10 protein-coding genes are annotated in these 10,385 nt (G+C 68.7%); 2 read left to right on the forward strand and 8 right to left on the reverse strand.

Translation table 11 applies throughout. The features are described 5' to 3' along the window. Nucleotides 1-413 precede the first annotated feature (413 nt). Together O3Q52_RS40065 and O3Q52_RS40070 are read left to right on the forward strand one after the other, a co-directional pair. Nucleotides 414-1,190: an ECF subfamily RNA polymerase sigma factor, BldN family gene (locus O3Q52_RS40065; protein ID WP_055616602.1), complete on the forward strand. Its 777-nt coding sequence runs from the start codon at nt 414-416 to the stop codon at nt 1,188-1,190. A 287-nt stretch (nt 1,191-1,477) separates the two neighbouring features. Next, entirely contained in the window at nt 1,478-2,758 is a 1,281-nt protein-coding gene (locus O3Q52_RS40070) for a DUF5667 domain-containing protein (RefSeq protein ID WP_269653488.1), read from the forward strand. Between the two features lie 215 nt (nt 2,759-2,973). On the opposite strand, the gene O3Q52_RS40075 is transcribed toward O3Q52_RS40070, so the two are convergent. From O3Q52_RS40075 to O3Q52_RS40110, 8 genes are all read right to left on the reverse strand, one after another. Continuing rightward, nucleotides 2,974-4,023, reverse strand: a complete 1,050-nt coding sequence (locus tag O3Q52_RS40075; RefSeq protein WP_269653489.1) for a lysophospholipid acyltransferase family protein — start codon at nt 4,021-4,023, stop codon at nt 2,974-2,976. A gap of 14 nt (nt 4,024-4,037) precedes the next feature. Next, a complete protein-coding gene (locus tag O3Q52_RS40080; protein ID WP_143644173.1) occupies nt 4,038-5,099 on the reverse strand; it encodes an NAD-dependent epimerase/dehydratase family protein in 1,062 nt (353 codons plus the stop codon). A 357-nt stretch (nt 5,100-5,456) separates the two neighbouring features. Next, nucleotides 5,457-5,555 carry an AURKAIP1/COX24 domain-containing protein gene (locus O3Q52_RS40085; protein WP_003948845.1) on the reverse strand — a complete coding sequence of 33 codons (99 nt, stop codon included), beginning with the start codon at nt 5,553-5,555 and terminating at the stop codon, nt 5,457-5,459. A 165-nt stretch (nt 5,556-5,720) separates the two neighbouring features. After that, nucleotides 5,721-5,930, reverse strand: a complete 210-nt coding sequence (locus tag O3Q52_RS40090) for a helix-turn-helix domain-containing protein (protein WP_093781815.1) — start codon at nt 5,928-5,930, stop codon at nt 5,721-5,723. Nucleotides 5,931-6,059: 129 nt separating this feature from the next. After that, the gene (locus O3Q52_RS40095) at nt 6,060-6,875 is read right to left on the reverse strand and encodes a phosphatase (RefSeq protein ID WP_269653493.1); all 816 of its coding nucleotides are present in this window, start codon (nt 6,873-6,875) and stop codon (nt 6,060-6,062) included. Nucleotides 6,876-7,189: 314 nt separating this feature from the next. Then, on the reverse strand, nt 7,190-8,362 hold the full coding sequence (locus O3Q52_RS40100) for an acetoin utilization protein AcuC (protein ID WP_269653490.1): 1,173 nt from the start codon (nt 8,360-8,362) through the stop codon (nt 7,190-7,192). Further along, nucleotides 8,313-9,533 carry an MFS transporter gene (locus O3Q52_RS40105; RefSeq protein ID WP_269653491.1) on the reverse strand — a complete coding sequence of 407 codons (1,221 nt, stop codon included), beginning with the start codon at nt 9,531-9,533 and terminating at the stop codon, nt 8,313-8,315. Before O3Q52_RS40105 ends, O3Q52_RS40100 begins: the two co-directional genes overlap by 50 nt. Before the next feature lie 119 nt (nt 9,534-9,652). Continuing rightward, on the reverse strand, nt 9,653-10,300 hold the full coding sequence (locus O3Q52_RS40110; RefSeq protein WP_269653492.1) for an HAD family phosphatase: 648 nt from the start codon (nt 10,298-10,300) through the stop codon (nt 9,653-9,655). Nucleotides 10,301-10,385 lie beyond the last annotated feature (85 nt).

The raw sequence follows: 10,385 nt of genomic DNA on the forward strand, positions 1-10,385 counted from the left end.
GCGATCGCCCTGCACCGCCGCCGCCGCTGAGCACTCCGCGGCAGGAGTCCGTACGACAGTGCGGGTCGGCCGCGGCCGGTCGCACAGTTCCCCGCGTCCCACAGGGACATGGGCAATCCGGCTGTCCTACCCGCGCAGAGCCCCCGCCAGTCCCGTTAACGGCACCCGGCCACAACACGCCCCGGACTCAGACGGAACGCGGAATCATTCGATCAACAACCGGTCACTCTCCGGCACTTGATGAGGCGTCGTTCGGTAACAGAAGCGACGTAATCGATGATTTGAGCAACTGGGTGTAGCACTGCCTGTACGAAGCGTTATTCTCCTCAGACGCATGACGGGCCCCACTCTTCGCTACGACGGGTGAACGGTCCGGTACTGCACGTGATGGAAGCTCTGCCTCTGGGAGTCCCGTGTACCCACACGTCGGGGTTGACGCCTCGGGCCTGGCTACGCTGCGCGCAACGGTCATCGACCGCCTGCGCGGCTTCGTCCCCACCGCGTACGCCGTCCCCGCCCTCGCTGTCTCCGCCGCGCCCGTCGGACCGTGCTATGCACTGGCCGACGGCAGCGCGGCGGTGGGCAGACGAGGTCGTTCGAGCGCGTCGGCCACCACCGCACGCCGCCCGGCCGCAGACAGTGACAGCGCCCGGATGATGGACCTCGTGGAGCGCGCACAGGCCGGTGAGGCCGAGGCCTTCGGCCGGCTCTACGACCAGTACAGCGACACTGTGTACCGCTATATCTATTACCGCGTCGGCGGGAAGGCGACCGCGGAAGACCTCACGAGCGAGACGTTCCTGCGCGCCCTGCGCCGCATCGGCACGTTCACCTGGCAGGGCCGTGACTTCGGCGCCTGGCTCGTCACCATCGCCCGCAACCTCGTCGCGGACCACTTCAAGTCGAGCCGCTTCCGGCTCGAAGTGACCACCGGCGAGATGCTCGACGCCAACGAGGTCGAGCGTTCCCCCGAGGACTCCGTCCTGGAGTCCCTCTCGAACGCGGCGCTGCTGGACGCCGTCCGCCGCCTCAACCCGCAGCAGCAGGAGTGCGTGACCCTGCGCTTCCTCCAGGGCCTCTCGGTCGCCGAGACCGCCCGCGTGATGGGCAAGAACGAGGGCGCGATCAAGACCCTCCAGTACCGGGCGGTGCGCACACTGGCCCGGCTCCTCCCGGAAGACGCCCGCTGAGACCCCGTACACGGCGGGCCCTGCCCCGCCCCATCTCCGTACGACTCCGTATGACTCCATACGCTCAGCGATGCCCAACTCACCGTCCGTGAAAGTCCGTTGACTTCGCGGTCCGATCATCCGTCGTCCGTAACCCAAGTGCCGAGCCGCTCGTTGTGCGGGATACAGGCTCCCTGTGGTCACACCCTGGCCGACTTCGATCACTCGATCGAGTGGTCGTGGTCGGGGTGTGCAACCCTCAGGACCCCCTGGGGAGTCGACCGTGATGACGAGAGGAGGTGCCGCCAGTGATCGCGAACGTATCGGCGCACCGGCGGGCGAACGCCTTCGCCCAGGCCCTGGAAGAGCAGCCCGCCCGGGGCACGGCGGCCGAGCAGTCCGAAGGCCCTGCTCCGGCCGCCGTGGACCGGCCCGAGCAGGGCCGGATGCTGTCCCTGGCGACCGGCCTCGGCGAACTGCCCAAACCGGAGCTGGACCCCGAGGTCAAGGTCGTCCAGCGGGCCCAGCTGGTGGCCGCGATGGAGGCCATGCTCCAGGAGGGCACGGCCGCGGGAGGCGGGGCGGCGGACCCTTCGGTGCCGAATCAAAGGGGGAGCGAAGCGACTTCCGCAGAAGGGCGGTGGTGGGAGACGGGCGGGCGTTCCCACCGGGGCCGGGGCGCGCACAGGGCGACCGGGCTTGGGAAGTTGCGACCGCGTTCCCGGCTGTCGAAGGGGCTCGCCGCGGGCGGGCTCACCGTGGGTGTGGCCGCCGGAGCCTTCAGCGGTGTCGCCGCTGCCAGTTCCGACGCCCTGCCCGGTGATTCGCTCTACGGGCTCAAGCGCGGCATGGAGGACCTCAAGCTGGGCATGGCCGACGGCGAGGGCGACCGTGGCCGGCTCTACCTCGACCAGGCCTCCACCCGGCTGAGCGAGGCGCGCCGCCTGATGGAGCGCGGCCGCTCGGGGCCCCTCGACCACGAGTCCCTGGGCGAGATCCGGCGTGCGCTGTCCGGCATGCAGCACGACGCCTCCGAGGGCCACCGCCTGCTGCACGAGGCCTATGAGCGGGACCCGGACTCCCTGGGCCCCATCCAGGCCCTCTCCGCCTTCTCCAATTCGCACCGCGACGCCTGGGGCGCCCTGCGCGACCGGCTGCCGGTGCAGCTCGGCGACGTCAGCCGCCAGGTCAGCTCGGTATTCGACGCCATAGACGAAGAGGTCGAGCCGCTGCGCTCGCTGCTCCCGCAGCCGCCCTCCCAGGAGGGCACCGGCCGCCACCGCGGCGCGAGCTCGGACGCCACCGACTCGTCCCGTACGGACCGTCCGACCGCCCCCAGCGCCACCGGCGGCGGCTCGTCGGACGGCACCGGCTCCAGCAGCGGCAACCCCAAGCCGTCCACGTCCAAGACCCAGGACGACGGCCTGCTCGGCGGCAACACCGGCGGCCTCCTGGACCCGCCCGAGGACGAGACCAGCGCCTCCCCGTCCGGCAAGAACACCCCACCGGCAGAGCCGGACGTGACCCTGCCGCCCCTCCTCCCGGGCCTGCTCCCGGGCCTGGGAATCGACAGCGAGGACGCGAACTAGCTTCTTCGGATACGTCGGTGGGGGCGCCCCTTTTCACAAGGGGCGCCCCCACCGACGTATCCAGAAGTCCTAGAAGAACACGGACCTGCGCTGCACCAGCAGCTTGGCCCCTCCTGTCTGCCGCCCTCGCACTGCTTCGCAGGCTTCGGGCGGCTGCGCCGGACTCCGTCCGTCGGCCTGGCGCACCGGAGTATCTCCCTTTGCGGGACCAGCCCTCAGAAGAACACCGACCGCCGCTGCACCAGCAGCTTGTACAACGTGTGCTGGATCTGCTCTCTCACCTGGTCCGTCAGGTTGAACATGAGCATCGGATCCTCTGCCGCCTCCGGCGGGTAGCCGTCGGTCAGGATCGGCTCGCCGAACTGGATCGTCCACTTCGTGGGGAGCGGGACGCCGCCGAGCGGGCCCAGCCACGGGAAGGTGGGCGTGATCGGGAAGTACGGGAAGCCGAGGAGACGGGCCAGCGTCTTGGAGTTGCCGATCATCGGGTAGATCTCCTCCGCGCCCACGATGGAGCACGGGATGATCGGGGTGCCCTGGCGCAGGGCCGTCGACACGAACCCGCCGCGGCCGAAGCGCTGCAGCTTGTAGCGCTCGCTGAACGGCTTTCCGATGCCCTTGAAGCCCTCCGGCATCACACCCACCAGTTCGCCGCGCTCCAGGAGCCGTTCGGCGTCCTCCGCGCAGGCGAGCGTGTGACCGGCCTTGCGGGCCAGTTCGTTGACCACCGGCAGCATGAAGACCAGGTCGGCCGCGAGGAGCCGCAGATGACGGCCGTCGGGGTGGTTGTCGTGGACGGCGACCTGCATCATCAGGCCGTCCAGCGGCAGCGTCCCGGAGTGGTTGGCGACGATCAGCGCCCCGCCCTCCGACGGGATGTTCTCGATGCCCTTCACCTCGACGCGGAAGTACTTCTCGTAGAGGGGCCGCAGCATCGACATCAGTACCTGGTCGGTGAGCTCCTGGTCGTAACCGAAGTCGTCGACCTCGTACTCACCCGTCAGTCGCCGCCGCAGGAAGGCCAGACCGCCGGCGATACGCCGGTCCCAGCCATTCTCCTGCGGCTTCTCCACAGCAGCCGGTTCCTCACGCGTCACAGGAACATCATCCTGCGGAATCGTTCGTGCGGGCAGGGGCTGGACCTCACGAACCACCACGGGCTCGCCCTTGCGCCTGCTCCCCGCGCCCCGGCGCCGCGGCGGCCGCTGTACGGCACTCCCGCGGGACCGGTCGTCGTCGAACGGAATGACCTTGGCGTCCGCCATCGTTGATGCGCTCCTCAGTTGGCGCTCTGCGTCGGGAGGTGGCCACCGCCGAGTACAGGCAGTGCCGCGATCCGGTCGACGGCCCCCGCAAGGGCCTCGGGGGGCAGGAGTCCGGGCCCTCGGCTGCGTGCGAAGTCCGCGAAGGTCTCCGCGGTCGTGTACCTGGGACCGTAGCCGAGCGTCTCGCGCATCTGCCGGGTCGCCACGACCCGGCCGTGGGTGAGCAGCCGCAGCTGCTCGGGCGAGAAGTCCGTCATGCCCAGCGTACGCAGCGCCGAGCCCACCCAGCTCACCGCGGGCATCAGCACGGGAACCGTGGGCCGGCCGAGCCGCCGCGCGCACTGCGAGAGCAGCAGGACACCGTCGCCGGCGATGTTGAACGTACCGCTGTTGAGCGTGCCGCGCCGCGGCTCGTGCGAGGCGATCCGCAGCACCTCGATCACGTCGTCCTCGTGCACGAACTGCAGCCGCGGGTCGTAGCCGAGCACGGTCGGCAGCACGGGCAGCGAGAAGTACGCGGCGAGCGGCGAGTCCGCGCTCGGCCCGAGGATGTTCGCGAACCGCAGCACGCACACGGCGACGTCGGGCCGCCGACGCGCGAACCCACGCACATACCCCTCGACCTCGACCGTGTCCTTCGCGAAGCCGCCGCTGGGCAGCGACTTGGGCGGGGTGGTCTCGGTGAAGACGGCCGGATCGCGCGGCGCGGACCCGTACACGTTCGTACTGGACTTCACGACGAGCCGCTTGACCGTCGGCGACTTCTGGCAGGCACCCAACAGCTGCATGGTGCCGATGACGTTGGTCTCCTTGACCGTGGTCCGGCTGCCACCGCCCAGCGGCGTGGCGGTCACGTCCAGGTGCACCACCGTGTCCACGGAGTGCTCCGCGAGCACCCTGGCGATGGCGGGCTGCCTTATGTCGGCCCGTACGAAGTCGGCGCCGCCCAGGTGGTGCTCCGGCGGGACCGCGTCCACGGCGACCACCCTGTCCACCTCGGGGTCACGCTGGATCCGTCGTACGAACCGGCCCCCCAGCTGACGGGCCACTCCGGTCACGAGCACGACCTTCCCCAAGATCAGCGCCTTCCTTCCAGCCGTCGACGACATGCGGCTCGTACTGTGCCGTTCGTACTCTGCCGTGTTCCCCGTGACGGCCACGTTAGCGGGTCGGTGTTGCGCTGTGATGACCGCCCGATGCACGAAGTGACGACACCCCCGTACGTACGATCAGACCCAGCCATTCGCCACACAGTCGTAGGCCCGGACATACGCACAGCGTTCGCCGGGCCGCACGCCACACGGGGACGATCGGGACGACCGCGGGATACGACTGTGGCCCCCCACCAGCCGGTGGGGGGCCACAGAGCGCACTGTCACAGCGTCGCCCGCCGTATGCCCTGCTTGTGGCGGGTGACCGCTGTCCGTCGCGACTTACTTCTTGTTGCGACGCTGAACGCGAGTGCGCTTGAGCAGCTTGCGGTGCTTCTTCTTCGCCATCCGCTTGCGCCGCTTCTTGATAACAGAGCCCACGACTACCCTCGCTCACTTCTCTTTACTCGTTGCTGGGCTGCATGGGCCCACACGACTTATGAGGGGCCAGCCTACCCGTCTGAGCGCCGAGGTCGTAATCGAGGAGTTCCGGGTGAGACCCCGGGGACGCGATCCAGCCGTCCCGGGACCTCCCCCGGACCGCCGTCAGGCTGTCTCCACCCCCACGTAGGACTCGCGAAGGTACTCGTGAACCGCTTGCTCCGGGACGCGGAATGACCTCCCGACCCGGATCGCGGGCAGATGACCGCTGTGCACCAAGCGGTACACGGTCATCTTCGACACTCGCATCACCGAGGCGACTTCCGCCACGGTAAGGAACTGAACCTCGTTCAGAGGCCTCTCGCCAGCAGCCATGACACACCTGAACCTTCCGCACTCGACGGTCACCGGCTTCCCCTTCCGGTGACACTTCGTCGTTGCGTGCTCACTCCCCAGAGTAGGGGCGTGTGATGCGAGTGGGGAAGAGGAGGGGCCATCGGCGGCCTACTGTGACAGACACGCTCGATTGAGTACATAGCGAGTAAGCGGTCGGTAGTAATCAGACCGCACAGCGTCATCAAGTGGAACGACGACGGACACGCGCCCCTCTGCCTCTCCGACGAACAGCGCGGGATCGTCGGTGTCACCCAGGCCGATGGCCTCGAACCCCAGCTGACCTGCTCCGCAGACCCAGCCGTGGTCTCCCACCACGAGTTCCGGGAGGGGTCCGCCGGCCTCCGCCGCGGCGGCCAGAGCGGTACGAACCGGGAGGGGAGAGTGCGAGTGCGCGCCGGTCTCACGACCGGGGTCCCACGCCCCGGGTTCGCGCACCAGCGCGACTCCTCGTACGTAGTCAAGGTTGTACGTGCGTAGACCGAACCGGGTCGTTATGTCGACAGAGTGACCATGCGCGGGAGTGAGGACGGTACACCCCGCCGCCGACAGAGCGTCCGCCAAGGCGGCGTAGAAACCGATCAGCCGGTGCGGGTGTCCGGTGCCGAGCAGCACAGGGGAACGGTTCCGTGCGGCTTCCGCAAGCCGGGCGGCGAAGGCGTCAAGAGCCGCCAGAGTTCGCTCAGGATCGATCACATCAGGACCAGAGGTATGACGCGGATCCGGTGACACCCCGCACTTGTCCGCCATCAAAGCGATCAGATCCGGTTGTTCCCATGTCCATTCGGGGTCAATCCCGATCATCACCCGCGGATCCCGCGCGGCGAACAACCGGTAGCTCCTGAGACTCGCCTCCCGCGAGGTGGCCACCGTCCCCGCCAGCCTCGCCGCCAGCAAATGCGCCCGCAACGCTCCACTACTCAACACGCCCCGATGCTGACGCATCCACCCACCCCCCACCCCCAAAACCCCTGAAACACCCCACAGTTGGCGTAACGGGGTCTATGACGGCGGGGCCGCCTTCCAGCCCACCCGTCTTTCAGCTCGCCCGGCGCTTGAGGACGAGGCCGTTCAGGCCGATCCTCACCCACCCCCATCAGCCCCCACCCACCCAGCCCGTCCGGCGTTTGAGGACGAGCGCGGCAGCGCGATGCGGGGTTCGGGGGCGGAGCCCCTGAGTCAGGGACGGGAACGGGTAGGGGCGGCGGGGGCGAGAAAAGGACCAGGCCCCCGGCGGAGCCCTACGCCAGCAACCCCCGCAACGGAAACACAGCCCGCCGCGCAGCAAGCACAGCCTGGTCAAGACGGTCGGCGGGGTCATACCCCGACTCCCACCCCTTCCACTCCACAGGCCACCGCCCATCAGTCATCCGCGCAGGCGCCAACTGCCGCGTACGAGCGAAAACCTCCTGCCGCCACCCCTCAGGAACCACCGTCTCCGGCGCAATCTCCCGCCCCGCCGCGACAGCCACAAGATGCGTCCACGACCGAGGCACCACATCCACCACGGCATACCCGCCCCCACCAAGAGCGACCCACCGCCCTTCGGCGTACTCGTGCGCCAGCTCATGGCAGGCCACCTGCACAGCCCGCTGCGCGTCCAACGACACGGCAAGATGAGCGAGCGGATCCTCGAAGTGCGTATCGGCCCCGTGCTGAGTCACCAGCACCTGCGGCCGAAAGTCCGCGACCAACTCCGGCACGACGGAGTGAAAGGCCCGCAGCCACCCCGCGTCCCCGGTCCCGGCCGGCAGCGCCACGTTCACCGCGGACCCCTCCGCCGACGCGGCCCCGGTCTCCTCCGGCCACCCCGTCTGCGGAAACAGCGTCCGAGGATGCTCGTGCAACGACACGGTCAGCACCCGCGGATCCTCCCAGAACGCGGCCTGCACCCCGTCCCCGTGATGCACGTCCACATCCACGTACACGACCCGCTCGGCCCCGAGCTCCAGCAACCGGGCAATGGCCAACGAGGCGTCGTTGTAGATGCAGAACCCCGACGCACCCCCGGGCATCGCATGGTGCAGCCCACCCGCGAAGTTCACCGCGTGCAGCGCCTCACCCCGCCACACGGCCTCGGCGGCCCCCACCGACTGCCCGGCGATCAGCGCCGACACCTCGTGCATCCCGGCGAAGGCGGGATCGTCCATGGTCCCCAGTCCGTACGCCCCGTCCGCACTCCGCGGATCCACGGAAGCGGCCTTGACCGCCTCGATGTAGTCCTCCCGGTGCACAAGCCGCAGGGTCGAGTCCCCAGCCGGCTTGGCCGAGACGACCTCCACCTCCCGGTCGAGCCCGAAGGCATCGACCAGTCGCCGGGTCAACGCCAACCGGACCGGATCCATCGGATGATCCGGGCCGAAGTCATAGCCCGTTACTGCCTCGTCCCACATCAGCTGTGCGCGGCCGCTCATGCCCGTCACCGTATCGGGAAGGTTCAGAGGCGAACGACTTGGCGTACACCAACGTCACCAGCACCAACACCATCGGCACGAGCATGGCCCCCCGATAGCTCCACGCATCACCCAGAGCTCCCACCAAGGGCGAACCGATCAAGAACCCCACATAGTTGAAGATATTCAGTCGAGCGACGGCCGCATCCGCAGCCCCGGGGAAGAGCCGTCCGGCGGCCGCGAAGGTCTGCGGCACGATCACGCACAATCCGAACCCCAGCAGCGTGAAGCCGAGCATCCCGACCCAGGCCCCCGGCGCCCCGGCCACCACCGCGAACCCCACCGCCGCGACCACCGCACCGGCCCGCACCACCATCACGGCCCCGAACCGCCGCACCCCGAAGTCCCCGACGGCCCGCCCGATCAGCGTGGTGACCATATAGACGTTGTACGGAACGGTCGCCAGCTGCTCCGAACTGCCGAGCACGTCCTGCAGATACTTGGCGCTCCAGTTGGAGACGGTCGAATCCCCGATGTACGCGACGGCCATCACCAGACACAGAGGCAGCAGCAGCTTGAACCCGACGCTGCCACCACCGCTCCCGCCCTCGCCCTGCCCCTTCGCCTCGGGCCCGCTCCCGTCGACGTACCACCGGCTCCCCACGAACGCTGCGGGCAACAGCACCACGACCACCGGCAGATACGACACGAACAACGCCAGATCCCAGTGCGCCCCCACCCACGCGAGCGACGCCCCGACGATCCCGCCCAGGCTGAACGCCGCATGGAACCCGAGCATGATGCTGCGCCCGTACCTGTGCTGAAGGCTCACCCCGAGCATGTTCATGGAGGCGTCGAGCGATCCGACGGCCAGCCCGAAGGCGGCGAGCGACAGCCCGATCGCCCACAGTCCGTCGCCGGCCCCCACCCCGAGCAGCGCCAGCAGCACCACCGGCTGCGACCAGCGCAGTACGTGGCTGGGCGGCACCCTCTTCACCAACTGCTCGGTGCAGACACTGCCGACCCCGGCCAGGATCGGCACGGCCGCGAGGAAGGCGGGCAGCAACGCGTCGGATATCCCGTACCGGTCCTGGATCGCGGGTATTCGTGTCACGAGCAGCGCGAAGGCGACGCCCTGGGCGAAGAAGCTGAATGCCAAAGAAGCCCGGCCACGCCGCAGCACATCTGTCATGGCGGCTCAGCGTAGGGCTCAGGCTTACCCGTGGGTAGACGGTTCAAAGATGAATTTTGTTCAACTCTGGCGCAGGAAGATCAACTTGAGATCAACTCGGCGGCCGTGCGGAGGGCAAATCAGCTCTGGAGCAGGCCGATCAGCTCGCCCATGTCCCCGAAGAGCCGGTCCGCCCCCGACAACCGCTCGGCCGGCGTCATCGCCGTGAACCCGTACACATCCATCCCTGCCGCGACGGCCGCCCGCACCCCGAGCGGACTGTCCTCGACGACAAGGCACTTCTCCGGCGGCACCCCCATGCGCTCAGCCGCGTGAAGGAACAGGTCCGGCGCCGGCTTCCCCCGCCCCACGTCCTGCGAACTGAAGATCCGCCCGTCGTCGAACCACCGGTCAAGACCGGTCTTCCGATGCCCGACCCGGATCCGCTCATGACTCCCGGATGATGCCACACAGTACGGAACCCCGTCCGCGGCCAGCTTCTCCAGCACCTCCACGGCCCCCGCCACCGGCTCCAACTCCCGCTCGAAGGCGGCGAACACCCGCGCGTGAAAGACATCGTCGAAGTCGGCAGGCAGCCGCTCCCCGGTCCGCTCCTCGACCAGGTCGTGTACGCGGTGCATGGCGGCGCCCATGTAGTCGCGCAGGGACTCCTCGTACGAGGTGGGGTGCCCCAGCTCGGTGAGATAGGCGGCCAGCAGCGTATTGGAGATCGGCTCACTGTCCACGAGGACACCGTCGTTGTCGAAGATCACCAGTTCGTAGCGCATAACAAGGACCCTAAACGCAAGAAAGCCCCCGCACCGAAGTGCGGGGGCTTTCCCATAAAATTTGTTCGGCGGTGTCCTACTCTCC

It is taken from the genome of Streptomyces sp. ActVer, from assembly GCF_027270795.1.
GTDB classification, from domain to species: domain Bacteria; phylum Actinomycetota; class Actinomycetes; order Streptomycetales; family Streptomycetaceae; genus Streptomyces; species Streptomyces umbrinus_A.

Excerpts from the sequence above, each read along its gene's own strand:
- O3Q52_RS40105 (WP_269653491.1), bottom strand. The coding sequence starts at position 9,533 with ATGACAGATGTGCTGCGGCGTGGCCGGGCTTCTTTGGCATTCAGCTTC.
- O3Q52_RS40100 (WP_269653490.1), bottom strand. The coding sequence starts at position 8,362 with ATGAGCGGCCGCGCACAGCTGATGTGGGACGAGGCAGTAACGGGCTAT.
- O3Q52_RS40110 (WP_269653492.1), bottom strand. The coding sequence starts at position 10,300 with ATGCGCTACGAACTGGTGATCTTCGACAACGACGGTGTCCTCGTGGAC.
- O3Q52_RS40075 (WP_269653489.1), bottom strand. The coding sequence starts at position 4,023 with ATGGCGGACGCCAAGGTCATTCCGTTCGACGACGACCGGTCCCGCGGG.
- O3Q52_RS40090 (WP_093781815.1), bottom strand. The coding sequence starts at position 5,930 with ATGGCTGCTGGCGAGAGGCCTCTGAACGAGGTTCAGTTCCTTACCGTG.